The following is a 26,279-nucleotide window of genomic DNA, read 5'->3' as shown; positions in this document are numbered from 1 at the left end:
TTGTCGCTTCACCGATCAGCGCGATTGATCCCCAATTGGCGATATACCACCCTGGAATGAGAACAATCTCAGTCCGGGTAGGAACAATGGTGCCGAACGAGCCCTGGAGCGAGCCCCGCGCCGCCGGGATCATCGCCGAACACGTCCACCTGGAGGGAGCGACCCTGCCGATCCTGCACGCCCTGCAGGAAGCCTTCGGCTACGTCGACGAGGGTGCCGTCCCGCTGATCGCGGACGCACTCAATCTGTCGCGGGCCGAAGTCCACGGCTGCATCACCTTCTATCACGATTTTCGCCGGGCCCCGGCCGGCCGCCATCAGGTGAAGCTCTGCCGCGCCGAGGCCTGCCAGGCCATGGGGTCGGACGCTCTGCACGCCCAGATCCTCGCGAGGCTCGGCGTCGACTGGCACGGGACCACCGCCGACGGGGAGGTCACCGTCGAACCTGTCTACTGTCTCGGCCTCTGCGCCAACGGCCCGGGCGCCCTCGTGAACGACGAGCCCTTGGCGCGGCTGACCGCCGACTCCCTCGAAGCCGCCCTCACGGAGAAGATGTCGTGAGCATCACGATCACCGTTCCGCGCGACGCCGTCGCCCTGGGCCTCGGTGCGAACCGGGTCGCCCGCGCATTGTTCGCCGGCGCCGAGCGCCGCGGGCTCGACGTGACCATCGTGCGCACGGGCTCCCGCGGCCTGTTGTGGCTGGAGCCGATGATCGAGGTCGTCACGCCGGGAGGCCGGATCGCCTACGGGCCGGTGACGCCCGGCGATGTCGAGGGCCTACTCGATGCTGGGCTGCTCGAGGGGGGCGCACATCCTCTGCGCCTCGGACCCCCGGAAGAGATCCCGTATCTCGCCCGCCAGCACCGGCTGACCTTCCAGCGCTGCGGTGTCGTCGATCCGGTCTCGGTCGAGGATTACCGGGCGCATGGCGGCTACCGGGGTCTTGAGGCCGCCCTCAAGCTCGATGCGGCCGGCATCGTCGCGGAAGTGCGCGAGTCGGGCCTGCGCGGCCGCGGCGGCGCGGGCTTCCCGGCCGGCATCAAGTGGAACACGGTGATGCTCGCGCAGTCGCACCAGAAATACGTGGTCTGCAACGCCGACGAGGGCGATTCCGGCACCTTCGCCGATCGCATGATGATGGAGGGCGACCCCTTCAACCTCATCGAGGGCATGACCATCGCGGGGATCGCGACGGGCGCCACGCGCGGCTACATCTACCTGCGTTCGGAATACCCACAGGCGTTCGCGACGCTCAAGGAGGCGATCACTAACGGCATTAAGGCGGGCGTTCTCGGCGAGAACGTGATGGGGTCGGGCAGGGCTTTCCATTTGGAGGTCCGCCTCGGTGCAGGCGCTTACATCTGCGGCGAGGAAACCTCACTGCTGGAGAGCCTGGAAGGGCGCCGCGGCATCGTTCGCGCCAAGCCGCCGATCCCGGCCCTGAAGGGCTTCCTCGGCCAGCCGACGCTGGTGAACAACGTGATGACCTTCACCGCCGTGCCCTACATTCTGGAGCACGGCGCCAAGGCGTATGCCGAGTACGGCATGGGCCGCTCCCTCGGCACCCTGGCGATTCAGCTCGCCGGCAACATCAAGCGTGGCGGCCTGATCGAGTACGCCTTCGGCATCACGCTGCGCGAGATCATCGAGGACTTTGGCGGCGGCACGCAGAGCGGGCGTCCGGTGCGCGCGGTCCAGGTCGGCGGCCCGCTCGGCGCCTACTTCCCCGACCACCTCCTCGATACGCCGCTGGATTACGAGGCGATGGCGGCCAACAAGGGCCTCGTCGGCCACGGCGGCATCGTCGTCTTCGACGACAGCGTGGATATGGCCAAGCAGGCCCGCTTCGCCTTCGAGTTCTGCGCGGTGGAATCCTGCGGCAAGTGCACCCCGTGCCGCATCGGTGCGACCCGTGGCGTTGAAACGATGGACAAGGTCATCGCGGGCATCCGCCCCACCGAGAACCTGGCCGTCGTCGCTGACCTCTGCGACGTGATGACCGACGGGTCTCTCTGCGCCATGGGCGGCCTGACGCCGATGCCCGTCATGAGCGCGATCACCCACTTCCCCGAGGATTTCCAGCAGCGCGGGCCGATGTCCGTCGCGGCCGAGTAAGGAGGCGCGATCCATGGCCCTCATCAAAGAGATCGATTACGGCACCCCGATCCGGGTGAACGAGCAGACCGTGACGCTCACCATCGACGGCATGAGCGTCACCGTTCCGGCCGGCACCTCGGTCATGGCCGCCGCCATGCACGCGGGCACTGCGATCCCCAAGCTCTGCGCCACCGATTCGTTGGAAGCCTTCGGCTCCTGCCGCCTCTGCCTTGTAGAGATCGAGGGCCGGCGCGGCACGCCCGCCTCCTGCACCACGCCGGCGGAGAACGGCATGGTGGTCTCCACTCAGACGGACAAGCTCGCCAAGCTCCGCAAGGGCGTGATGGAGCTCTACATCTCCGACCACCCCCTCGACTGCCTGACCTGCGCCGCCAACGGCGATTGCGAGCTGCAGGACATGGCCGGCGCCGTGGGCTTGCGCGACGTGCGCTACGGTTACGACGGGGCCAACCACGTCAAGCCGACCTCCGAGCAGTACCTGCCCAAGGACATCTCGAACCCGTACTTCACCTACGATCCGTCGAAGTGCATCGTCTGCAACCGCTGCGTCCGCGCCTGTGAGGAAACCCAGGGTACCTTCGCTCTCACGATCGCCGGCCGAGGCTTCGAAAGCCGGGTCGCTGCCGGCCCGACCGATTTCTTCAATTCCGAATGCGTTTCCTGCGGTGCCTGCGTGCAGGCCTGCCCGACGGCGACGCTCCAGGAGAAGTCGATCATCGAGCACGGCCAGCCGGACCATTCCGAGATCACCACCTGTGCCTATTGCGGCGTCGGCTGCTCGTTCAAGGCCGAGATGCAGGGCACCCGCATCGTCCGCATGGTGCCCTACAAGGGCGGCAAGGCGAATGAGGGCCATAGCTGCGTCAAGGGCCGCTTCGCCTATGGCTACGCCACGCACAAGGACCGCATCACCAAGCCGATGATCCGCGACAAGATCACGGACCCCTGGCAGGAAGTCTCCTGGGAGGTCGCGATCGACCGCGCAGCCAGCGAATTCAAGCGCATCCAGGCCAAGTACGGCAAGGATTCGGTCGGCGGCATCACCTCGTCCCGCTGCACCAACGAGGAGGCGTACCTCGTCCAAAAGCTGGTACGTGCGGCCTTCGGCAACAACAACGTCGACACCTGTGCCCGCGTCTGCCACTCGCCCACCGGCTACGGCCTGATGTCGACGCTCGGCACCTCGGCCGGCACGCAGGACTTCGCCTCCGTGGCGCATTCCGACGTGATCCTGGTCATCGGCGCCAACCCCACCGACGGCCACCCGGTCTTCGCCTCACGCATGAAGAAGCGCCTTCGCGAGGGGGCCAAGCTCATCGTCGCCGATCCGCGCAAGATCGACCTCGTGAAATCGCCCCACATCAAGGCCGATTTCCACCTGCCGCTGAAGCCCGGCTCCAACGTCGCCTTCATCAATTCGATGGCGCACGTCATCGTCACCGAAGGCCTCATCGACGAAGCCTATGTCCGCGAGCGCTGCGATCTCGGCGACTTCGAGGCCTGGGCCCGCTTCGTGGCCGACGAGCGCCACTCCCCCGAGGCGCAGGCGACCTATACGGGTATCGACCCGGCCGAGCTTCGCGCCGCCGCGCGCCTCTATGCCAAGGGCGGCGCCGCCGGCATCTACTACGGTCTTGGCGTCACCGAACACAGCCAGGGCTCGACCATGGTCATGGGCATGGCCAACATCGCCATGGCCACCGGCAACATCGGCATGCTGGGCGCCGGCGTGAATCCGCTGCGCGGCCAGAACAACGTTCAGGGCTCCTGCGACATGGGCTCGTTCCCGCACGAGCTGCCGGGCTACCGCCACGTGTCGGACGATGCCACTCGCGAGACCTTCGAATCGCTCTGGGGCGTTTCGCTCGACCAGCACCCGGGTCTGCGCATCACCAACATGCTGGACGAGGCCGTCGATGGCGCCTTCAAGGGCATGTACATTCAGGGCGAGGACATCGCGCAGTCCGATCCCGACACGCACCACGTCACCGCCGGCTTGATGGCGATGGAGTGCATCGTCATCCAGGACATCTTCCTGAACGAGACGGCCAAGTACGCCCACGTCTTCCTGCCGGGCGCGTCGTTTCTGGAGAAGGACGGCACCTTCACCAACGCCGAGCGCCGCATCTCCCGCGTGCGCAAGGTGATGCCGCCGCTCTCCGGCGTCGGCGACTGGGAGGGTACGATGCTGCTCTCCAACGCCCTCGGCTACCCCATGAACTACAGCCACCCGAGCGAGATCATGGACGAGATCGCGTCCCTGACCCCGAGCTTCTCGGGCGTCAGCTTCGCCAAGCTCGATGAACTCGGTTCGATCCAGTGGCCGTGTAACGAGGCCGCCCCGCGCGGTACCCCGATGATGCACGTGGACCGCTTTGTGCGGGGCCTCGGCAAGTTCATGATCACCGAGTACGTACCCACCGAGGAACGCACGGGTCCGCGCTTCCCGCTCATCCTTACCACCGGCCGCATCCTGTCGCAGTACAATGTCGGCGCGCAGACCCGGCGCACCGAGAATTCGCGCTGGCACGAGGAGGATGTGCTGGAGATCCACCCCTTCGACGCCGAGGTGCGCGGCATCGTGGACGGCGATCTCGTCGCCCTGGAGAGCCGTTCGGGCGACATCGCCCTGAAGGCCATCGTGTCCGAGCGCATGCAGCCCGGCGTGGTGTATACGACCTTCCACCACGCCAAGACCGGCGCCAACGTGATCACCACCGACTACTCGGATTGGGCCACCAACTGCCCCGAGTACAAGGTCACGGCGGTGCAGGTCCGGCGGACGAACCGCCCCTCCGACTGGCAGGCGCGGTTCTTCGAGGAGGATTTCTCGTTGACCCGGATTGCGACCCAACTGAATGCAGCCGAGTGATCACGACGGCCTGATGGCGAACGAAGGGAACAAAGGGGACGTGGCGGTCGAGACCGCCCGGCGCGTCCCGACCCTCGTCGTCGCCTACGACGATCCGCAGCCACGAGGCGGCACACGGCCCCTGGCCGTCGAGATGCCGGTCAACCTCGTCTACGGCACCGTGCCCTATGCGGTGATGATGACGACGCCGGCCGACCTCGTGGACTTCGCCTACGGTTTCAGCCTGACGGAGGGCATCATCGCCGCGGCCGACGAGATCCGTTCGGTCGAGGTCGAGGTCGAGGCGGACGCGACGGAAGGCGGCATGCGCCTTCTCGTCGACCTCGTGCCCGGACGTCTGCGCGAACATCTGGCGCGCAAGCGCGCCATGTCGGGGCGCACCGGCTGCGGCGTCTGCGGGATCGACGACCTCGCGTCGTTGCCGAAGTCCGAGGCGCCGCTGCACGGCGCCGGGCGGGTCACCATAGCGGCGATCCAGCGGGCGCTGCTCGCCATGGGCGACGCGCAGGTCCTGAATGCCGAAACGCGGGCGGTCCATGCCGCGGCCTGGGCGGATCTCGACGGCAACCTCCTGGCGTTGCGCGAGGATGTCGGGCGCCACAACGGCCTCGACAAGCTGATCGGCGCCCTGATCCGGCGCAACACCGACCCGGCGGACGGCTTCGTCGTCATCACCAGCCGCTGTTCCTTCGAGATGGTGGAGAAGGCGGCGAGCCTCGGCGCCACGGTACTGGTGGCGATCTCAGCCCCGACCTCGCTGGCCATCGACCGAGCCCGCCTCCACGGCATGACGCTCTGCGCCATCGCCCGCTCCGATACCCTGACGGTGTTCACCGGCCGTGAACGCCTCGACCTGCCCGCGCAGCCATGACCAAGCGCGATCCCCGTTCCCTCGCGACAGAGTTTCCGAGCCCATGAGCGCCCTGACGTCCGACGAGAAGCTGGTCCGGATGGCCAACCAGATCGCCACGTTCTTCCGGTCCTATCCGGATGAGGAAGCCGTAGCGGGCATCCACAAGCACATCATGGCGTTCTGGACCCCGAAGATGCGCTCCGCTCTCGAGGCCTACGGACCCCATCCGGAGAGCGGCCTCGACCCTCTCGCGCTTCGGGCATTGCAGGACATGCCGATGGCCGACAGCCCGGTCCGTGCCGGGACCCGCGACCCGCACCTGCAGGGCGCCGGAGCCAGCGACGCCGGCTGATCCAACAGAAGTCCGTCCTCGAACGGGACGGGCCGCGCGGTGACGTCCGCACGGCCCTTCCGATTTCGGTCCCGTGGTTCGGACTCAGTCCTTCTCGGGCTCCTTCGTCGTGCCGGGGACGATCGTCGCGCCGCCGATCACGCGGACCGGGCGCTTGCCGTCGGCGGGCACGTCCTTCCAGTTCTGCGCCACCGGTTTCTCCGACGGGGGCGGCTGCACCGAGGCCGGCGTCATGCCGGATCCGGGCGCATCGACCTTGGGTGGCGCGACGGCCGCGTTGGCCGGCGCCGAGCTGGCATCCGACTTCGGCGCGGCTGGCGGCACGTCCGAGAGCTTCGGAGCGTCCGGCACAACGGCAGGCGGGACCGCCTTGGCCGGCGGGTTGAGGCGCACGACCTTGCGGGGAGCCTCGGTTTTCGGCTTGGCCTCGGTCCCGCGCGCATCGGGGTTCAGGCCCATGGGGTTGCGATCCGCCGGCTCGGGCCGGGCCTGCGGGGCAACCCGCAGGCCGGCATCCGGACGGGTCGCGAGGTCGGGACGCGCCGCGAAGTCGGGGCGCGGTCGACGCGCCTGATCCTGCGGGAAGGGGATATCCGCCGGCGGAACGATCCGCTCGGCCTCGCGGATCGGCCGGCGCGGAGCCTCGTCTTCCTCGGTCCAGCCATAGCCGGGCGCGCGACGCACGAGGCGAGCCGGTGCTTCGGGCGCCATGTCGTCGAGGCGCTGGCGGCCTAGAATGCGGCCGTCCCGCGCATCGACGAAGAGGCGTAGGCGGTCGCCGTAGGGATTGGATGCTTCGACGACATAGGCTCGCCCGTCGAAGCGCGGCCGCGTGACATCGGTGAAACCGCGATCGTTCAGGCGCCAGACGACGGCACGCGGCGGAAGCAGCAGGTCGGGTTCGTAGGCGTATTGAGCCTTTGCTGTGCCGACGGCCGTTAGCGCGAACATGCCGGCGATCAAGCCGACGGACAGGGCGCGACGTGGTGGGGATGCACGCATGGGCTTCCTGGGAAACGAAACCATCGCTGTGAGAATCTGAACCGAGGTCGATGCGGAGGCCTGCTGTTCGCGCAGGTCCTCCGCTCCACGATCCGCCGGGTCACTGGAACCCCGCATGCCGCTTGTGCTCGGCTCGCCGTATAGATCGTGGGATTGGGGCAAGATTGCGGGTCTCTGAACATCAATACTTTGCCCGTTCCCACCCGGTGGCGCCTGCGGCAATGACGACGTGGCTCGCGCGGGAACCATGCGCGCGAAAACCGCAGTGTGCGCCTCTGCGCACCCTTGCTGGAGCGGTTAAAATCTGTCACTTTCCTCCGGTAGGACAGTAAAGCTGTCCCATTCCCGGCAGGTGCCTGTCCGGATGGCTGTGAGGATCTCGCTCAGGTGACGTTGCCGGCGACCAAACGAGATTCGAAGCCGGTCGCCATCGCGGCGATCCGGGCCCGCACGGCTTGAAACCAAGCCGGCGTCGAGCCCGCGAGTTGCGGGCGCTTCCTGACCGAAGAACCCGCCAAGAGCCGACGCTGTCGAGAGACAAAACCCGGACGCCCCTCGGGCTCTGGGCATGAAACATGCTCGCATGCGGGCAGGTCGGAGGCGAAAGATGGTGGACGTGGTCGCATCTTCTGAGTTCGGGGCGCTTCAGGCGTCGATTCCCGCCACTCGCGACGGCACCGCGCCGATGATCGTGCGCGATGCGGCCATGCCGAAGGCCCAGGGCCTGTACGACCCGGCCCGCGAAAGCGACGCTTGCGGTGTCGGCTTCGTCGCGGACATGCATGACCGCCGTACCCACGCCATCGTGCAGCAGGGTCTTCAGATCCTGAAGAATCTCGACCATCGCGGCGCGGTCGGGGCCGATCCGAAGATGGGCGACGGCTGCGGTATCCTCGTCCAGATCCCGCATGCCTTTTTCAAAGCCGAGTGCGAGGCCCTCGGCATCACCCTGCCGGAGCCCGGGCATTACGGCGTCGGCCAGTTCTTCATGCCGAAGGACGCCGAGGCGCGCGGACTCGTGGAGGAGATCGTCGAGAAGGCTCTCGCCGACGAGGGCCTGCCCTTCCTCGGCTGGCGCGATGTGCCCGTCGACGCGAGCGATCTCGGGGTGATGGTCAGGGAGACCGAGCCCTGCCACCGGCAGATCTTCATCGGCCGTCCCGCCACGGTGGCCGACGAGGACGCCTTCGAACGGCGCCTGTTCACCGCCCGGAAGGTGATCTCGAACAAGGTCTACGGCCTGAAGGACGAGCGCGCGAGCACCTACTATCCGGTTTCGCTCTCGACCCGGACCATCGTCTACAAGGGCATGGTGCTGGTCGACCAGCTCGGCGACTACTACCGCGACCTGCAGGACGAGCGCTTCGTCTCCGGGCTCGCTCTCGTGCACCAGCGATTCGCCACCAACACGTTCCCGACCTGGCGCCTGTCGCATCCCTACCGGATGGTGGCACATAACGGCGAGATCAATACCCTGCGCGGCAACGTCAACTGGATGGCGGCCCGTCAGGCGAGCGTCGATTCGGAGCTGTTCGGCAACGACATCTCGAAGCTCTGGCCGATCTCCTACGAGGGCCAGTCCGACACCGCCTGCTTCGACAACGCCCTCGAGTTCCTCGTGCAGGGCGGCTACTCGCTCGCCCACGCGATGATGATGCTCATCCCCGAGGCCTGGGCCGGCAACCCGCTGATGAGTGAGGAGCGCCGCGCCTTCTACGAGTATCACGCTGCCCTGATGGAGCCGTGGGACGGCCCGGCCGCCGTCTGCTTCACCGACGGCCGTCAGATCGGCGCGACCCTCGACCGCAACGGCCTGCGCCCCGCGCGCTACCTCGTCACCGACGACGGCCTCGTGGTGCTCGCCTCCGAGATGGGCGTGCTGCCGATCCCCGACGAGAAGATCGTCGAATCCTGGCGCCTCCAGCCGGGCCGCATGCTGCTCATCGACCTGGAGAAGGGGCGGATCGTCTCCGACGAGGAGATCAAGAGCGAGCTCGCCGCCGCGCATCCCTATGCCGAATGGGTCAAGAACACCCAGATCGTGCTGGAGGATCTGAAGCCCGTGATCCCGCGGGCTTCACGCTCGGACGTGTCGCTCCTCGATCGCCAGCAGGCCTTCGGTTACAGCCAGGAAGACCTTAAGCTGCTGATGGCGCCGATGGCCGTCACCGGCCAGGAAGCGGTCGGCTCCATGGGTACCGACACGCCGCTCTCGGCGCTGTCGGACAAGCCGAAGTCCCTGTACTCCTATTTCAAACAGAACTTCGCGCAGGTTACGAACCCGCCGATCGACCCGATCCGCGAGGAGGCCGTGATGAGCCTGGTCTCGTTCATCGGCCCGCGCCCGAACCTGCTCGACATGGAGGGCGCGTCGCGCAAGAAGCGCTTGGAGGTCCGTCAGCCGATCCTGACCAACGGCGATCTCGAGAAGATCCGCTCGATTTCCCATTTCGAGGATCGCTTCGACACCAAGACGCTCGACATGACCTTCCCGGCCGAGACGGGTGCCGCGGCCATGGAGGGCGCGGTCGATCGCCTGTGCGATCGGGCCGAGGTCGCGGTGCGCGGTGGCTACAACATCATCATCCTGTCGGACCGCGGCGTCGGCCCGGATCGCATTGCGATCCCGGCCCTGCTGGCGACCGCCGCCGTGCACAACTACCTGATCCGCAAGGGTCTTCGCACCTCGGTCGGTCTCGTGGTCGAATCCGGTGAGCCGCGCGAAGTGCACCACTTCGCCTGTCTGGCCGGCTATGGCGCAGAGGCCATCAACCCCTACCTCGCCTTCGAGACTTTGATCGCGATGAAGGACGAATTCCCCCCGGACCTCACGCCGGACGAAATCGTCTACCGCTACATTAAGTCGATCGATAAGGGCCTGCTGAAGGTCATGTCCAAGATGGGCATCTCGACCTACCAGTCCTATTGCGGTGCGCAGATCTTCGACGCGATCGGCCTGAACTCGTCCTTCGTCGAACGCGATTTCTTCGGCACGGCGACGACGATCGAAGGCATCGGCATGGCCGAGGTGGCGCAAGAGACCGCACGGCGTCACGCCGACGCGTTCGGCGACTCGCCGATCTACCGGACCAGCCTCGATGTCGGGGGCGAGTACGCCTATCGGCTGCGCGGCGAGAGCCACACCTGGACGCCGGATTCGGTCGCGACGCTGCAGCACGCCGTGCGCCTCGGCCTGCCCGACCGCTACCGTGAATATGCGCGGCTGGTGAACGAGCAGGAGAACCACCTCAAGACCATCCGCGGCCTGTTCCGGATCAAGCAGGCGGCCGAACTCGGCCGGGCACCGGTGGATATCGAGTCCGTCGAGCCGGCCGCCGATATCGTCAAGCGCTTCGCCACGGGCGCCATGTCCTACGGCTCCATCTCGAAGGAAGCGCACGAGACGCTGGCCATCGCGGTCAACTCGTTCGGCGGCCGCTCGAACTCGGGCGAGGGCGGCGAGGAGGTCGAGCGCTTCAAGCCGATGGCGGACGGGCGCTCGCGCCGCTCGGCCATCAAGCAGGTCGCCTCGGGGCGCTTCGGCGTGACGACGGAGTACCTCGTCAATTCGGACATGATGCAGATCAAGGTGGCGCAGGGCGCCAAGCCGGGCGAAGGCGGCCAGCTGCCCGGCCACAAGGTCGACGCCAAGATCGCCAAGGTCCGCTACGCCACCCCCGGCGTCGGCCTGATCTCGCCGCCGCCGCATCACGACATCTACTCGATCGAGGATCTGGCGCAGCTGATCTTCGACCTCAAGAACGTGAATCCCGAGGCCGACGTTTCGGTGAAGCTCGTGTCCGAGGTCGGCGTCGGCACGGTGGCGACCGGAGTGGCTAAGGCACGGGCTGACCACATCACGATCTCGGGCTTCGACGGCGGTACCGGTGCCGCGCCGCTGACCTCGATCAAGCATGCGGGCGGTCCCTGGGAGACCGGGCTGGCCGAGACCCAGCAGACCTTGGTTCTCAGCCACCTGCGCGGGCGCGTCGTGCTCCAGGCGGATGGCGGCATCCGGACCGGTCGTGACGTGCTGATCGCGGCCCTGCTCGGTGCCGACCAGTTCGGTTTCTCCACCGCGCCGCTGATCGCGGCCGGCTGCATCATGATGCGCAAGTGCCACCTGAACACTTGCCCGGTGGGCGTGGCGACGCAGGACCCCGTCCTGCGCAAGCGCTTCAAGGGCACGCCCGAGCACGTGATCAACTACTTCTTCTTCGTGGCCGAGGAGCTGCGCGAACTGATGGCGTCCATGGGCTACACCAAGCTCGAGGATCTCATCGGCCGGGCCGACTTCCTCGATACCTTGGAGGTGATCAATCATTGGAAGGCGCGGGGCCTCGACTTCTCGAAGCTGTTCCACCGCCCGGAGGTGCCCGAGCACGTCGCGATCCGCCACACCGAGAAGCAGCAGCATCCGATCGACACGGTCCTCGACCGTCGCCTGATTGCCGGAGCGCAGTCGGCCCTCGATGGCGGAGAACCGGTGGTGCTCCAGGACGTGATCCGGAACTCGGACCGCACGGCGGGCGCCATGCTGTCCGGGGCCGTGGCCAAGCGCTACGGCCACGAGGGTCTGCCTGACGACACCATCCGGGTCGAACTCTCCGGCACCGCCGGCCAGAGCTTCGGCGCCTGGCTGGCGGCGGGCGTCACCCTGGCGCTCACGGGCCATGCCAACGACTACGTCGGCAAGGGTCTCTCGGGCGGCAAGCTGATCATCCGCCCGTCCGACGCCCTCAAGGCTCCTGGATCGCATACGATCATGGCCGGCAACACCGTGCTGTACGGGGCGATCGCGGGCGAGGCCTACATCCGTGGTTCCGCCGGCGAGCGCTTCGCCGTGCGCAATTCCGGCGCCATCGCGGTGGTCGAGGGCATGGGCGACCATGGCTGCGAGTACATGACCGGCGGCGTCGTCGTATCGATCGGCGAGACCGGACGCAATTTCGCGGCCGGCATGTCGGGCGGCATCGCCTACGTGCTCGACGAGGACGGCTCGTTCTCGGCCCGCTGCAACCTCTCCATGGTCGATCTCGAACCCGTCGAGGAGGAGGACGACCTGATGCGTCGCTTCCACCAGGACGGAGACCTGGAGACCAAGGGCCGGGTCGACATCCTCGCCGACATGTCGGGCCATGACGAGGAGCGTCTGTCGCAACTCATCACCAATCACCTGAAGTATACGGGTTCCCCGCGTGCCAAGGCGATCCTCGACGACTGGGCCGGTTACCGCACCAAATTCGTCAAGGTGATGCCGGTGGAGTACCGCCGGGCCCTGCGGGAGATGGAGATGGCGCGGATGCCGGTGGCGGCCGAATAAGGCCTGCGACACTGACGGAAGTGGCGGATCGGCGCGGATGCCGGTCCGGTGGACGAGAGCGGAACAGGCCGATCCGGCCGCCATCCGCGCGACGGATCAGACAGACTCGCGAAAGACGATCAGACGATGGGCAAGGTCACGGGCTTCCTCGAATTCGACCGGCAGGAGCAGAAGTATCAGCTTGCCGCCGATCGCGTGCGGCACTTCCGCGAGTTCACGCTGCCGCTCGACGAGCATGACCTGAAGAAGCAGGCAGCCCGCTGCATGGATTGCGGCATTCCGTTCTGCCACGGCGATACCGGCTGCCCGGTCCACAACCAGATCCCGGACTGGAACGAACTCGTCTACCAGTCGGACTGGCAGGAGGCCGCGCGCAACCTGCACTCCACCAACAACTTTCCGGAATTCACCGGCCGCATCTGCCCCGCACCCTGCGAGGAGGCCTGCACTCTGAATCTCGAGAACCAGCCGGTGGCTATCAAGACCATCGAGCAGGCCATCGCGGACCGGGCCTGGAACAACGGCTGGGTCAAGCCCGAGCCGGCCGAGCACAAGACCGGCAAGAAGGTCGCGGTGATCGGCTCCGGACCGGCGGGCCTGGCTGCCGCGCAGCAGCTCGCCCGCGTCGGCCACGAGGTCCACGTGTTCGAGCGCGAGCCGAAGGCCGGAGGCCTGCTTCGCTACGGCATCCCCGACTTCAAGATGGAGAAGCGCCACATCGACCGGCGCGTGAAGCAGATGGAAGCCGAGGGCGTCCATTTCCATTACGGCGTCAATGTCGGCGTGAACAAACCCCTCGACGAACTGATTGCCGAGTTCCACGCCGTGCTGTTCGCCGGTGGCGCCGAGGACCCGCGCAACCCGCAACTGCCCGGGCAGGATCTGGAGGGCGTGCACTACGCCATGCCGTTCCTCGTGCAGTCGAACCGTCGGGTCGGCGCCGAGCCGATGCCGGGCAACGGCGAGGCGCCGATCCTGGCTACAGCCAAGAACGTGGTGGTCATTGGCGGCGGCGACACCGCCTCGGATTGTGTCGGGACCTCCTTCCGCCAGGGCGCCCTGTCGGTGACGCAACTCGACATCCGCCCGCGCCCGCCGGAGCGCGAGGACAAGCTCTCGGTCTGGCCGTACTGGCCGACCAAGATGCGGACCTCCTCCAGCCAGGCCGAGGGTGCCGAGCGCGAGTTCCAGGCCGCGACCCTTCGCCTTGAGGGCAAGAAGGGCAAGCTGACCGGCGTGGTCTGCACCCGCGTCGACGAGAAGCGCCAGCCGATTCCGGGCGGCGAGTTCACGCTGCCCGCCGACCTCGTGTTCCTTGCGATCGGCTTTGCCGGCTCGGTCCGCAAGGGCCTATTGGAGGAATCCGGCGTTGTCATGGACAAGCGCGGCAACGTCACTGCCAACGAACTCGATTACCGGACGTCGAACGAGAAGATCTACGCTGCCGGCGACATGCGTCGTGGCCAGTCCCTCGTGGTCTGGGCCATCCGCGAGGGGCGGCAGGCCGCGCGGTCCATCGACGAGGCCCTGATGGGCGCGAGCATCCTGCCGCGCTGAGGCAAGGATCAAATTCGACCCTGTGAACCGGACTGCGGCTGTCCCGCGGTCGCAGTCCGGAACACCGCGGCTCCGCGCATCATTGCTGTCCTGACACCGTAGATGTCGGGACACACACATGACCGAGCCGATGGCCGAACCAAAGATCGAACCCTATGACGGCCCTGCGGGCGGCTGGGGTTCGGCAGGCTCCTTGGCTGAGATCCTGACGCGGGAGCAGATCCCGGTCTCGGGGGCGGCGCTGCTGATGAAGCAGAACAAGCCCGACGGCTTCATGTGCACCTCCTGCGCCTGGTCGAAGCCAGCAAAGCCCAACACCTTCGAGTATTGCGAGAACGGCGCCAAGGCGACGATCTGGGAACAAACCGCCAAGCGCGTCGGACCGGATTTCTTCCAGCGCTACACGGTCACCGAGCTCCTCGGCTGGACGGACTACGCCCTGGAGGAAAAGGGCCGACTGACTCATCCGTTGCGCTATGACCCGGACAGCGACCGCTACGCGACGGTGTCGTGGGAAGAGGCATTCGCCGAGATCGGGCGCGAACTGCGCGCTCTCGAACCGAATTCCGTGATCTATTACACCTCGGGCCGGGCTTCCCTGGAGACGTCGTACATGTATGCGCTGATGGCGCGCATGCACGGCACCAACAACCTGCCCGACTCCTCGAACATGTGCCATGAGCCAACCTCGGTCGGCCTGAAATCTTCGATCGGGTCGCCGGTCGGCACGACGATCCTTGAGGATTTCGAGTCGACGGACCTGATCTTTTTCTTCGGCCAGAATGTCGGCTCGAACGCGCCACGTATGCTTCACCCGCTGCAGGAGGCACGGAAGCGTCGCGTACCCATCATCACCTTCAATCCGCTGCGGGAGCGGGGGCTCGAGCGCTTCACCAATCCGCAGTCGCCGACCGAGATGTTGACGCGGACGTCGACCGAGATCTCGACCCAGTACCATCAGGTGAAGGCGGGTGGAGACCTCGCTGCGATCACCGGCATGTGTAAGGTCCTGATCGCTGCCGACCGTGAGGCCCTGGAAGTCGGGCGACCGCGGATCCTCGACGTCGACTTCATCGCCGAGCATACCCACGGTTTCCGCAAATTCGTCGCGTTCTGCGATGCCCAGGAATGGGCGGACATCGAGGTCCGATCGGGTCTGACGCGAGAGGCGCTCGAAGCGGCGGCGACGGTCTACGCGCGCGCCCGTTCGGTGATCGCGGTCTACGGCATGGGCCTGACCCAGCACCGGCGAGGCACCGAGGGCGTGCAGATGCTCGTCAATCTGATGCTGTTGCGCGGCAACGTCGGGCGTCCCGGCGCCGGACTCTGCCCCGTGCGCGGGCATTCGAATGTGCAGGGACAACGGACCGTCGGCATCACGGAGAAGCCGGAACTGGCACCCCTCGATAAACTCAAGGACCTCTACGGCTTCGAGCCGCCGCGTGAGAAGGGCCTCAATACGGTCGAGGCTTGCGAAGGTATCGTCTCTCGCGACGTGAAGGCTTTCATCGGCCTCGGCGGAAATTTCATCCGTGCCGTTCCCGATACCGTCCGCATGGAAGAGGCTTGGCGGTCCCTGCGCCTCACGGTGCAGATCTCCACGAAACTGAACCGTTCGCACCTCGTGCACGGCGCAGTGTCGTACATCCTGCCCTGCCTCGGCCGAATCGAGGTGGACGAGCAGGCGAGCGGACCACAGGCGGTCTCGATGGAGGATTCGACCTCTTGTTTTCACGGTTCGCGTGGGCAGACCAAGCCAGTCAGCGATCAGGTTCGCTCCGAGCCCTGGATCGTCGCAGAGATCGCGAAGGCACTGCTGCCCGCAAACCCCAAAGTCGATTGGGACAGTTGGGTCGGCGACTACGCCCAGGTCCGCCACGCGATCGAGGCCACCTACCCGGATGTGTTTCACGACTTGAATGGTCGGATGTTCCAGCCCGGTGGCCTGCACAAGCCCCTCGCAGCCCGCAACCGCAAGTGGGAGACGGAAACCGGGAAGGCCAACTTCACCGTCCCCGGGGGCCTGGAGGCCGATCCCGACATGCGGAGCGACAGTCGCGACGTCCTCGACCTGATCACCCTACGTTCCAACGACCAATTCAATACGACCGTTTACGGCTACGACGACCGCTTCCGGGGCGTGAAAGGTACCCGGATGATCCTTTTCATGAACGGCAACGACATGGAGCGCCTCGGCCTCGCAGACGGCGAGACCGTCGACCTTTCCGCCGAGGCCAAGGACGAGTTCCTGCGCGAGGTGAAGGGACTGCGCGTGATCAAGTACGGCATCCCGGAAGGAAACGTCGGCGGCTACTACCCGGAGCTCAACGCGCTGATTCCGCTCTGGCACTACGACGAGCAGGCCAAGACGCCGGCGGCCAAAGCGATCCCGGTCCGCGTCAGGAAAGGCACGCCGATCGCAGTCGCCGATTGATACCTGACGATTTTGCGGGGCCGATCCCCTCGACGCCCGGCCGCGCCGACCCATAAAGGTGGCCATGGAACGCTCCGATGAAGCCCATGACCGCCGTCAGATCATCATCGATCGGATGCTCGCCGAGGCGTTGCGTCCGGCCGCTGCCGATCGCAGCACACGGCACGACGAGCTCCCGGACGATGTGCGGACAGTGGTCGACGTACTCCTGGCCAAGGCCGAGGCGATGCGGCAACGCCGCTTGACCTACGAGGATCTCGAGGAGGCACTGCCACCGCGGGATATAACGGCCGAGGACCTGGAAGCGATCTTCTGGATTCTCTCGGAGCACGGCATCGCGATTGAGGGCGGTGATCCGGCCGGCGATTGAACGCGCTCTCCTTATACTTGGGTTTGACCATCGAGGTCGCCAATCCGGTGGGCCGAGCGTGGCACGTATGGCTGCTCCTTTCCGTCTCTCTCTCGCCTCAGCCGACGAACCGCTCTATAAGCCGCGCTCTTCCGCGGGCTTTCCCATGCCGCGGAGCCGACCGAAAGGCGGAACGGAGACGATCATGGCCGAGCGTTGGACACCGAAGACCTGGCGAAACCTGCCGATCCAGCAGGTGCCCGCCTATCCGGATGCCGCCGCCCTGGAATCGGTCGAGTCTCAGCTCGCGAGCTTCCCGCCCCTCGTTTTTGCAGGTGAGGCGCGCAAGCTGAAGTCGGCACTCGCCCGCGTCTCCACCGGCGAGGCATTCCTGCTGCAGGGAGGCGATTGCGCCGAGAGCTTCGACGAGCATTCGGCCGACAATATCCGTGATTTCTTCCGTGTCTTCCTGCAGATGGCACTGGTTCTCACCTTCGCGGGCGGTTCACCCGTCGTGAAGGTCGGCCGCATCGCCGGTCAGTTCGCCAAGCCACGCTCCTCGCCGACCGAGACACTGGAGGGCGTGACGCTGCCGAGCTACCGCGGCGACATCGTCAATGGACTGACCTTCACGGAAGAGGCGCGAGTGCCCGATCCGCGACGTCAGCTCGAAGCGTACCGTCAATCGGCGGCGACGCTCAATCTGCTGCGCGCCTTCGCCACCGGCGGTTATGCCAACCTCGAGAATTCGCACCGCTGGATGCTCGGCTTCGTGAAGGATTCCCCGCAATCCTCGCGCTATGCGGACTGCGCCGAGCGGATGACCGAGACACTCGACTTCATGCGGGCCATCGGCATCAATCCGGAGACGCATCAGGAAGTCCGCACGACGGATTTCTACACCAGTCACGAAGCCCTGCTTCTGGGTTACGAGGAGGCGCTCACCCGCGTCGATTCGACGAGCGGCGACTGGTACGCAACTTCGGGCCACATGCTTTGGATCGGCGACCGCACGCGTCAGCCGGATCATGCCCATGTGGAATACGCCCGCGGGATCAGGAATCCGATCGGCCTGAAGTGCGGTCCGTCGATGACGGGGGAAGGTCTGATCCGGCTCGTGGATCAACTCAACCCGGCCAACGAGGCTGGGCGCCTGACCCTGATCTGTCGGTTCGGCGCCGATAAGGTGGGCGACCATCTGCCGGGCCTGATCCGTGCCGTCGAACGCGAAGGCCGCAAGGTCGTATGGGTCTGTGATCCGATGCACGGGAATACGATCTCGGCCGGAGGCTTCAAGACGCGTCCGTTCGAGCGGGTGATGCAGGAGATCGAAGGGTTCTTCGGGGTCCATCGCGCAGAGGGTACCATCGCGGGCGGTATCCATCTGGAGATGACCGGCAAGGACGTCACCGAATGTACGGGCGGCGCCCGGGCTTTGACGGCCGAGGACCTGCGCGATCGTTACCACACCTATTGCGATCCGCGTCTGAACGCGGAGCAGGCCTTGGAAGTCGCATTCCTCACGGCGGAACTCGTGAAACGCGAACGCTCGGCGATCGAGCGCCCGCGCTTGGACGCTGCCGAGTAGGATACCAGGTAGACCGGCGTCGCCCTTCGAGCCGGGATGTCCCTCGGGACATTCCCGGCTTCTTCGTGTCAGCTCGCGCCCTCCGGGCCCAGCATCGCATTGCCGAAATGCTGGACGAGGCTCATTTCGAGCTTTCCGGTCATCCCGGAAAGGATTGCCAGCGCCTCGCGGGCCGGCATCGGCGCCTTGTAAGACCGGCGCTCCGTCAGTGCGGCGTAGATGTCGCAGATCGTGAGCAGGCGTACGGTGTCGCTGATCTCCGAACCGACCAGCCCATCCGGGTAGCCCGAACCATCCAGCATCTCATGGTGATGGCGCACGGCGCCGAGCGTTGCTGCGTCACAGCCGCTGTCGCGCAGGATATCGTAGCCGATCACCGGATGACGCCGCATAATGACCAACTCGTCGGCGTCCAGCCGACCGGGCTTGTTCAGGATTTCCAACGGGATTTGCGCCTTGCCCACATCGTGCAGCAAGGCGGCCCGCACGAAATGCTCACGATCCTCGATTCGAAAACCGAGATGCAGGACGAACTGGGCAGCGACGCCGGCCACCAGCAGGCAATGCTGGTAGGTCGCGTCATCGTGGGTCCATACGGTCTCGAGCCATCGCGTCAGACCGCCTTCCTTCACGGCTGCGAGGATCGGATCGAGGCCCGCATCGACTTGTTTCAGGTTGACCGGACCGCCGCCGCGCACACCATCGAAGAGGCCGCTGAGGACCTCCTTTGCCCGCGTGACGTTGCGGATGACGGGCTGTGAAAGTGCGTCCGGCTCCTCGGCTTTGATTTCCGCTCGGAGTGCTTGAACGACGAGGTGCGGGGCCGTGTAAGCCGGAAAACAGATCGTGGCGCCAAGATCGCGCGCATGGCGCAGGTCTTGGTCGGTTGTAGACCGAAGCAGGCAGACAACAGGGATATCCGTCGCCTTGCCGAAATGAAGAAAATTGCGCAGGCGACTGACCGACTCCCGTCGGCTCAGCGTGAGATCGGATACGACGGCACGTGGCCGAACGACCGAAGGACAGTCATCGCCGGCCGCGACGACCTCGCAATGTCCGATCGCTTTGATCAATGTTTCCAACGCTGCACTACGGTCCGGGCGATCCGTAAGCAGGTAGATGGCCCCCTGTGCCATGACGTCCGGTCTTCCTCCAGAAACGCTTATTCTACAAAAAGATTACAAACAAACTCTTTTCATAGCGATGCCATTTGCTTGATCAGAGATATTTTCATTTTTCCAATCGGGGTATAGGTGAACGATAGACGACATGGATTGAGATTCGCTCCGGCATTTCTGTCCCTTGCGAATATCAGAATCAGCTTCATCGGACGATCGATCCGCCTCTTCGCTTCGCGAAGGATATGCAGGATAAATCCTTTTTAGATTCTAAATTTCGATCGCCTCCATCAGGAAGACCTGCGGCAACATTGAAAAGGACAGAAATCCTTATTGCTTAAAAACGCCCCAGCGCACAATTAGTTATGTACATTGACAGATATATTTTTTCAATATTCCTATTAAAAACGTATAAATATATTTATTAGAGCTTTTAAATATTAGAGTTTTAGTTTATAAATTTTCAAAATCGGGTTTATATAGCCTTATTAAATTGAAAAATTGCTTGCTATAAGGCTTTAGACAAGTCTTTATTGGGTTGGTTTTGTTGTTCCGATTTTGCCCTGACCTCTTTGATACGTGAGGGTATTATCGACTAAATACCTCGATGAATTCGAGTGCTTTCGCAGATCATTATTTATCCAAGACTGCCTCCGAACACCCGAGAATCATCGTGGAACTGTTCCTTGGAGCGATTTCGGACCTTTCGGGATTACCGTGGTACACCACATACGATTCCCGCGCTTTGTTCACGTGGCGTTGGGGATCGTGATGGCCTTGTGATCCCTGCCGGCATCGTCGCGGTGCAGGAAGTCACGGCGCGGATGATGTTAATCCGGCGCTTCGATCCCTCGAACTTCGTGTCCTGCATCCTGTGAAGATCGCCATCATCGCGCATCTCAAATTTCCGATCGCTCAGCCTTATTCCGGTGGGCTGGAAATGCACACGCACCTGCTCGCCTCCGCTCTCCAGGCTCGCGGGCATGATGTAACCCTCTACGCTTCGGAGGGATCGGGCGGCGATTTCGGGCTTTCGACTGTCTGTGCACCCACGGGATGCGCCTTCGACGACGTTTCGGAGGCGCGCATCGATGCGGCGGAGCACGCAGCCTATGTCAGGATCATGGATGCGATCGCGGCGGGAAACTACGATTTCGTTCACAACAACAGCTTGCATTTCCTACCACTGGTGCGGGCTGGCGAACTCGCTGTTCCAATGGTGACGGCTCTCCACACGCCCCCCTTCGAGCCGTTCGTCCGCGGCGTGCGGGCGCGAGCGCGCGACATGACCTTTGCCGCCGTCTCCCCATCGCTCGCCCGGGAATGGCACAACCTGATCGGCAAACCGCACGTCATCGGCAACGGCATCGATCTCGGTGCCTTCGCCTACGCGGATCAGCCCAAGGGTAAGCCCCACGCGATCTGGATGGGCCGCCTCGTTCCCGAGAAAGGTCCCCATCTCGCCATTGACGCCGCTCGGGCCGCCGGCCTGCCGCTGAAGTTCGCGGGACCTCGCTCGAACCCGGCCTACTGGGACAGCGAGATTGCCCCGCGTCTCGGTCCTGATGTGACCTATCTCGGGCATCTTGGGCACGATGCCCTCGCGCAACAGGTCGGCGAAGCGCACGTGGCCCTCTGCACGCCGCGCTGGGAGGAACCGTTCGGTCTCGTCCTCGCGGAGTTCCTGGCCTGCGGAACGCCTGTGGCTGCCTTTCGGCGCGGAGCAATTCCCGACATTCTGGACGCATCCTGCGGCGTTCTTGCGGAAGCGGACGACGTCGCCGATCTTGGCCGCGCGGTGACAAAGGCCATCGGTCTCTCGCGGGCCGATTGTCGACGCCGCGCAGAGCATCTGTTCAACGCCGAGACGATGACCGATCAGTACGAAGCGCTGTACGCCCTCGAACTCCAGCGTGCCGCGAGTTCAGCGGCGACCGCCCTTGTCAGCAATGCCTGAGACGGATCTCTCCCTCGGTCGCGCCGTTGTTTGCGTGCCCGCGCGCAACGAGGCGGAGGCGTTGCCGCGCCTGATCCGGTCGCTGAACCGCCAGGAAGGCGCAGGCGACAAAGCGCGCTTGCGCGTTGTGGTCGTCGCCAACAACTGCACCGACGACACGGTCGCATCGTTGCAGACGATGGAGCGGAACGCGGAAATCCCGCGTCTCGATCTGCGGATCATCGAGGCAACGATCTCGCCGCCCGACGCCCACGTGGGTACGGCTCGGCGCCGGGCCCTCGACGCTGGTGCGACGTGGCTGGAGGAGGAAGGTGTCCTGAACGGCGTCCTCCTCAGCAGTGACGCCGACGCCGTGGCGCCGACGGATTGGGTGACGGCAAATCTCCGGGCGCTACGGGATGCCGAACTCGTGGGCGGACGCCTCGTGCTCCACGGCGATGGCGCGGTCGGCGATCCACGCCTCGCTGCCCTGCATGCGAGGATCGAGCAATACTGGATCGCCGTGCGCCGCCTCGAGGAGGTGCTGGATCCTCCGGCCCACGACCCGTCGCCGCGCCACGGCGATCATGTCGCGGCCAGCCTCGCCCTGCGGGCAGATCTCTATCGTCGGGTGGGCGGGTTGCCGATGCTGGCATGCGGCGAGGACAATGCTCTGGTCGCACGGGTGCGCTGGCACGGGGGGCGGGTGCGCCACTGTCCGAACGTGTCGATCGGTGTCTCCGATCGCGGCACCGGCCGTGTGACCGGTGGGATGGCGACCGAGATGCTGCGGCGCGCTCGCGTCGCCGGGGGTCTCGAAAGCTACGACCTTCCGTCGGCGACCCATTGGCGCGCCTTGATCGAGCGACGCAGGAGGTTGGGGCAATGCTTCGCGCACCCGGCCGGCATCGCTCCCGCGTTGCGTGACCTCGGCATCGCCGAATCCGATCTCGCGGCCATCGACCTGGATACGTGTCCCAATGCGATCGGCCTGATCGAGCGGGTGGAAGCCCAGGTCGGCGAAGGAATCCCGCTGGCCGTCTCCATTCCGCTCGACGAAGCTCTGGCCGGGCTGCATGCGATGCTCGCCGAAGGCCAGGCCGTACCCGTCGCGCAGGTCGCATGAGCCGGCGTCCGATCGGGTACTACGTCCATCACCAGGGCGCCGGCCATTGGCAGCGGGCCTGCCTGATCGCCCGGGCCCTCGAACGCCCGGTCACGCTGATCGGGACGCTCGCGGAGTTCGATATCCGCGATGCGTCTGGATCGGTCCTCGACTTGCCGGACGATCGGATCGACGCCGGCTTCGACGGCCGGGACGGGACGGCGGACCGGCCTCACAGTCTGCACTACGCGCCGGTCGGCGCCGACAACGTACGCGCTCGGATGGGTCGCCTCGCGGCATGGATCGCTGAGACCGATCCGGCGCTGCTCGTCGTCGATGTCTCGGTGGAGATCGCCCTGTTCGCGCGCCTGATGTCGGTGCCGAGCCTCGTCGTCCGCCTCGCCGGCGCGCGCACCGACCTTCCCCATCTCGAAGCGTTCCGGGCCGCCGAGCGTCTGCTCGCCTTCTTCCCCCCCGAACTCGATGCGACCGCGACCCCGGACTGGGTGCGCGCCAAGACGGCCTATGCCGGGCTCCTCACGGCCGACATCGCCCCGGATGCGCCGCCGGCGGATGGAACGATCCTCGTCATCTTTGGGCGCGGCGGCGCGGGGGGGCGGCTGTCCGATCTCGCCGCTGCGGCGATGGCCGTGCCCGATCGCCATTGGCACGTCGTCGGCCCGGTCGAGGGCTCCGGTACGCCGACGCCGGTCAATCTGCACGTGCACGGTTGGGTCGCAGACCCCGCGCCGCACATCGCGCGAGCCGATCTGGTGGTCGGCGGGTGTGGCGACGGGGTCGTGTCGGCCGTCGCAGGGGCCGGAAAGCGCTTCGTCTGCTTGCCCGAACCGCGGGCCTTCGACGAGCAGGTCGAGAAGGCTCGCGCGCTCGCGGTGATGGGGGCGGCGATCGAGTGCAAGTCCTGGCCGCATCCCTCGGCGTGGCCAAGCGTCGTCGCGGCGGGGCTTCGGCTCGATCCCGCCGTGATCGGCAGCCTCGCGCGGCCGGGCGTGATTGCCTCGACGGCTGCCCTGATCGACGAGCAGGCCGACCGGGCCGATGCCCGGCGCCGCTAGGCGCCAAGGCCTCAGAAAGGCCGGTCCGCGGGCACCCGCGTCATGGCAATTTCGTCGGCGCCGGGCTGGCGCAGGACCTGAAGATCGTCCCGCCACCCGGCATTGACCAGACCGCGCGCCGCGAAGGCATCGAGCCATCCGTCCATCGGCCAAAGCCCGTGTCGGTCGCGGAAGCGCGCCGCGTTTCGGACGATGTCGGCAAAGTGCTGCAGGGGCGGGTCGCAGGAGAGGTGGTGCTGGTGGAAGGCCTGGCCGCCGGCGCTGAACAAAACCGGGATGCCGAGGGCATCGGCGCGGAAGGCGAGGTCGGTGTCCTCGGCGCCGTAGCCGTCGAATCCCTCATCGAAGCCGCCGAGGCGGTCGAAGGTCGTCGCCCGGACGCCGAAGGCCAGGGACCAGAACAGCCCCGGATTGTCCGACCGAACCCGGCCCTGGCTTGGAAAGTGGCGGACGGGATGGGCCTGCCCGGCCGCGCGCAACCCGGCCTCGGTCCAGCCGTCAGCGACGGCACCAGCTGGTAAGTACCGGATTTCACAGCAGATCAGCCCGTCGGCCTCGGTCAGATCGGCGCTGAGGCGCGGCACGAGATCGGCCGAGGGGATGCAGTCGACGTCGAGGAAGATGAGGCGCTCGGTCGTCGCGGCGTGCCGTCCGGCGTTACGGGCCCGCGCGAGCGGCAGCCCGGTGCTGTCGAGGACGATGCGGCGGATCGGAAAGCCATGATCGGGCAGGGGCGCGGGCTCGGCGCCCATCTCGACGACGATGCAGGCCTCGGGATGCGGCCCACGCGCGACACCTTCGAGCAGACGCGCGAGATGGGCGTCGCGGCCCTTGTTGAGGGTGATGAGGGTGGTGTCGGCGATCACGGGGCGGGCGTATCCATGGCGACGAAGATCTCGTAGGGGCCGGTGAAGCGGTCGATCATCGCCGCCTCCAGGCGAAAGCCGGTCGGATCGTCGGAGATGAGGTCGGTGGTCTGGGAGCGATGGGCGCCGATCGCGGCGGCCTTCGCGGCGCGGTGGGCACCGATGTCGAGGCGCAGACCGGTCGGGGCGGGGCCGACATCGGTGCCCTCGGGCAGGGTCCAACCCCAGACCGGATAAGCGAAAATCCGGATCGAGCCGAGATCGGCCCGCGCGAGGCGGACGATGGCGGCGGCGGCCTGGTGGTCGCAATGGGGATCGTGGCCCCAGGTGACGCAGACGGCGCCGGCATCGGCGTCGCGGGCGATGGCGGCGATCCGGGCGGCGGCGGTCTCGGCGACCGGGCCGGCGCTCGGGACGCCGGCATCGGGCAGGCGGAGGAAGGTCACGGCCTCCGGCGGGACGCCCAGGATACCAACGGCGTATACCGTCTCCGTTTCGCGCAGGTCGCGCAGTTTTGCCGGCGGATAGAGCGCCGAATGCGTGTGCGAGCCGCAGCCGTCGCTGACGATGACGACGCGGACGTCGCGACCCCGTGCGCGGGCCTCGGCCATCAGGCCGCCGCAACCCAGACTCTCGTCGTCCGGATGGGGGGCGACGACGACGAGGCCCTTGCCGTCGGTCAGGGCGTCGAGGTCGCCGACCGGCAGGCGTTCGGCGGCGGCGAGGAAGGCGTCGGCATGCATGGGTGGACTCGGGGGGGTCGTCGGGGACGCGAGCCGCCTGTCTACCCGGGCCAGTCTGATCGATGTCTGAACGGTCGGCCGGTGCCGGCCCGCTACCGGGCGGTGCCGCTCTCCGCGGCGAAGGCGGCGATGCCGCCGGCGGTGGTGAGCCAGATCGCGTCGCGCCGGGCCGCGATCTGGGCGAGCGCCCGGCGCAAGGGGCGCAGGCGCTGCGGCTGGCCGACGATGTAGGGATGCAGGGCGATGCCCATGACCAGGGGGGCGGTGCGCGACTGCTCCAGCATCTCGTCGAAGGCCTCGACGATGGCATCGGCGAATTGCTGCCCGGTCTCCTTGCGGGCGACGATGGCGGGGATGTCGTTGAGTTCCTGCGGGTAGGGCACGGACAGGATGCGGCCGCCGTCGCGGGTGGCGAACCAGGTCGGCTGGTCGTCGTGGCACCAGTCGAGGAGGTAGGTGTAGCCCGCTTCCGCCAGGAGGTCCGGCGTCCGGTGGCTCTGAGAGATCCACGGGCCGAGCCAGCCCTGTGGGGCTTTCCCCTCCTGGGCGGTCAGGATCGCGGTGGCCTCGGCGATCAGGGCCCGCTCCTCGGCCTCCGAGCGGTCGCCCTGGCGCTCGGTGTTGGTGCGGCCGTGCCCGACGATCTCGTCGCCGCGGGCCCGGAACGCCTCGATCAGGCCGGGGCAGTCCGCGTAGAGACGGCTGTTGACCAGCACGCTCGCGGGCATCTCCAAGGCGTCGAGGGTGTCCTTGATCCGCCAGGCGCCGACCCGGTTGCCCCAGTCGCGCCAGGCGTAGTTCAGCACGTCCGGCTGCGGGCCGCCCGGCGCGAGCTCGGCGCCGAGGCCGCGCCCGAAATCGAAGCCCTCGAGGTTGAGCCCGAGATAGACCGCCAGGCGCTTGCCCCCGGGCCAGTCGTAGACCGGCCGGTCGGGCAGGGCGCTGTAGGCGTAGCGGCCGTGTTGCGGCGCGGGCGAATCGGTCAT

Annotated in this window: 18 protein-coding genes; 13 read left to right on the top strand and 5 right to left on the bottom strand. The window is 66.3% G+C overall.

From position 1 onward, the window contains the following. The first annotated feature begins 86 nt into the window (after positions 1-86). Genes AC3WLN_RS02395 through AC3WLN_RS02375 form a run of 5 tightly spaced genes read left to right on the top strand, consistent with a single transcriptional unit; the run spans position 87 to position 6,196 of the window. Complete coding sequence (locus AC3WLN_RS02395; protein ID WP_492479303.1) at positions 87-560, top strand: formate dehydrogenase subunit gamma; 474 nt, start codon at positions 87-89, stop codon at positions 558-560. Then, the gene (locus AC3WLN_RS02390; RefSeq protein WP_492479301.1) at positions 557-2,116 is read left to right on the top strand and encodes a formate dehydrogenase beta subunit; all 1,560 of its coding nucleotides are present in this window, start codon (positions 557-559) and stop codon (positions 2,114-2,116) included. Before AC3WLN_RS02395 ends, AC3WLN_RS02390 begins: the two co-directional genes overlap by 4 nt. 13 nt (positions 2,117-2,129) lie before the next feature. Beyond that, a complete protein-coding gene (gene fdhF, locus AC3WLN_RS02385) occupies positions 2,130-4,991 on the top strand; it encodes a formate dehydrogenase subunit alpha (protein ID WP_492479300.1) in 2,862 nt (953 codons plus the stop codon). A 13-nt stretch (positions 4,992-5,004) separates the two neighbouring features. Further along, the gene (gene fdhD / locus AC3WLN_RS02380) at positions 5,005-5,862 is read left to right on the top strand and encodes a formate dehydrogenase accessory sulfurtransferase FdhD (protein ID WP_492479298.1); all 858 of its coding nucleotides are present in this window, start codon (positions 5,005-5,007) and stop codon (positions 5,860-5,862) included. A gap of 43 nt (positions 5,863-5,905) precedes the next feature. Next, the gene (locus AC3WLN_RS02375) at positions 5,906-6,196 is read left to right on the top strand and encodes a formate dehydrogenase subunit delta (protein ID WP_492479297.1); all 291 of its coding nucleotides are present in this window, start codon (positions 5,906-5,908) and stop codon (positions 6,194-6,196) included. 84 nt (positions 6,197-6,280) lie between these two features. Here the strand turns inward: AC3WLN_RS02375 and AC3WLN_RS02370 are convergent, their stop codons facing one another. Further along, positions 6,281-7,447 carry a hypothetical protein gene (locus tag AC3WLN_RS02370; RefSeq protein WP_492479296.1) on the bottom strand — a complete coding sequence of 389 codons (1,167 nt, stop codon included), beginning with the start codon at positions 7,445-7,447 and terminating at the stop codon, positions 6,281-6,283. A 358-nt stretch (positions 7,448-7,805) separates the two neighbouring features. On the opposite strand from AC3WLN_RS02370, the gene gltB reads away from it, so the two are divergent. The 5 genes from gltB (at position 7,806) to AC3WLN_RS02345 (ending at position 18,449) form a co-directional block, all read left to right on the top strand. Further along, on the top strand, positions 7,806-12,521 hold the full coding sequence (gene gltB / locus AC3WLN_RS02365; RefSeq protein ID WP_492479295.1) for a glutamate synthase large subunit: 4,716 nt from the start codon (positions 7,806-7,808) through the stop codon (positions 12,519-12,521). A 126-nt stretch (positions 12,522-12,647) separates the two neighbouring features. After that, on the top strand, positions 12,648-14,078 hold the full coding sequence (locus AC3WLN_RS02360) for a glutamate synthase subunit beta (RefSeq protein WP_492479294.1): 1,431 nt from the start codon (positions 12,648-12,650) through the stop codon (positions 14,076-14,078). A gap of 130 nt (positions 14,079-14,208) precedes the next feature. Next, the gene (locus tag AC3WLN_RS02355; RefSeq protein WP_492479388.1) at positions 14,209-16,512 is read left to right on the top strand and encodes an FdhF/YdeP family oxidoreductase; all 2,304 of its coding nucleotides are present in this window, start codon (positions 14,209-14,211) and stop codon (positions 16,510-16,512) included. A 64-nt stretch (positions 16,513-16,576) separates the two neighbouring features. Continuing rightward, the gene (locus AC3WLN_RS02350; RefSeq protein ID WP_492479293.1) at positions 16,577-16,882 is read left to right on the top strand and encodes an RNA polymerase sigma factor region1.1 domain-containing protein; all 306 of its coding nucleotides are present in this window, start codon (positions 16,577-16,579) and stop codon (positions 16,880-16,882) included. Positions 16,883-17,066: 184 nt separating this feature from the next. Further along, positions 17,067-18,449, top strand: a complete 1,383-nt coding sequence (locus tag AC3WLN_RS02345; protein WP_463775283.1) for a class II 3-deoxy-7-phosphoheptulonate synthase — start codon at positions 17,067-17,069, stop codon at positions 18,447-18,449. A gap of 68 nt (positions 18,450-18,517) precedes the next feature. Here the strand turns inward: AC3WLN_RS02345 and AC3WLN_RS02340 are convergent, their stop codons facing one another. Then, positions 18,518-19,585, bottom strand: coding sequence for an HD-GYP domain-containing protein (locus AC3WLN_RS02340; RefSeq protein ID WP_492479292.1), 1,068 nt, complete (start codon positions 19,583-19,585; stop codon positions 18,518-18,520). An 856-nt stretch (positions 19,586-20,441) separates the two neighbouring features. Here AC3WLN_RS02340 and AC3WLN_RS02335 point away from each other — a divergent pair. From AC3WLN_RS02335 to AC3WLN_RS02325, 3 genes are read left to right on the top strand one after another with little or no spacing between them, the layout of a single operon-like run. Then, positions 20,442-21,524, top strand: coding sequence for a glycosyltransferase family 4 protein (locus AC3WLN_RS02335; RefSeq protein WP_492479291.1), 1,083 nt, complete (start codon positions 20,442-20,444; stop codon positions 21,522-21,524). Further along, positions 21,517-22,629 carry a glycosyltransferase family 2 protein gene (locus AC3WLN_RS02330; protein WP_492479289.1) on the top strand — a complete coding sequence of 371 codons (1,113 nt, stop codon included), beginning with the start codon at positions 21,517-21,519 and terminating at the stop codon, positions 22,627-22,629. Before AC3WLN_RS02335 ends, AC3WLN_RS02330 begins: the two co-directional genes overlap by 8 nt. Then, complete coding sequence (locus AC3WLN_RS02325) at positions 22,626-23,684, top strand: glycosyltransferase (protein WP_492479288.1); 1,059 nt, start codon at positions 22,626-22,628, stop codon at positions 23,682-23,684. Before AC3WLN_RS02330 ends, AC3WLN_RS02325 begins: the two co-directional genes overlap by 4 nt. A gap of 11 nt (positions 23,685-23,695) precedes the next feature. On the opposite strand, the gene AC3WLN_RS02320 is transcribed toward AC3WLN_RS02325, so the two are convergent. From AC3WLN_RS02320 to AC3WLN_RS02310, 3 genes are all read right to left on the bottom strand, one after another. After that, entirely contained in the window at positions 23,696-24,547 is an 852-nt protein-coding gene (locus tag AC3WLN_RS02320; RefSeq protein WP_492479387.1) for a glycosyltransferase family 2 protein, read from the bottom strand. Next, complete coding sequence (locus tag AC3WLN_RS02315) at positions 24,547-25,293, bottom strand: PIG-L deacetylase family protein (RefSeq protein ID WP_492479286.1); 747 nt, start codon at positions 25,291-25,293, stop codon at positions 24,547-24,549. The genes AC3WLN_RS02320 and AC3WLN_RS02315 overlap by 1 nt, the downstream gene beginning before the upstream one ends. Before the next feature lie 92 nt (positions 25,294-25,385). Then, positions 25,386-26,279: a polysaccharide deacetylase family protein gene (locus AC3WLN_RS02310; protein ID WP_492479285.1), complete on the bottom strand. Its 894-nt coding sequence runs from the start codon at positions 26,277-26,279 to the stop codon at positions 25,386-25,388.

This window comes from Methylobacterium sp. FW306-05-D (genome assembly GCF_058782155.1).
This window is presented reverse-complemented; position numbering and strand designations above follow the sequence as displayed.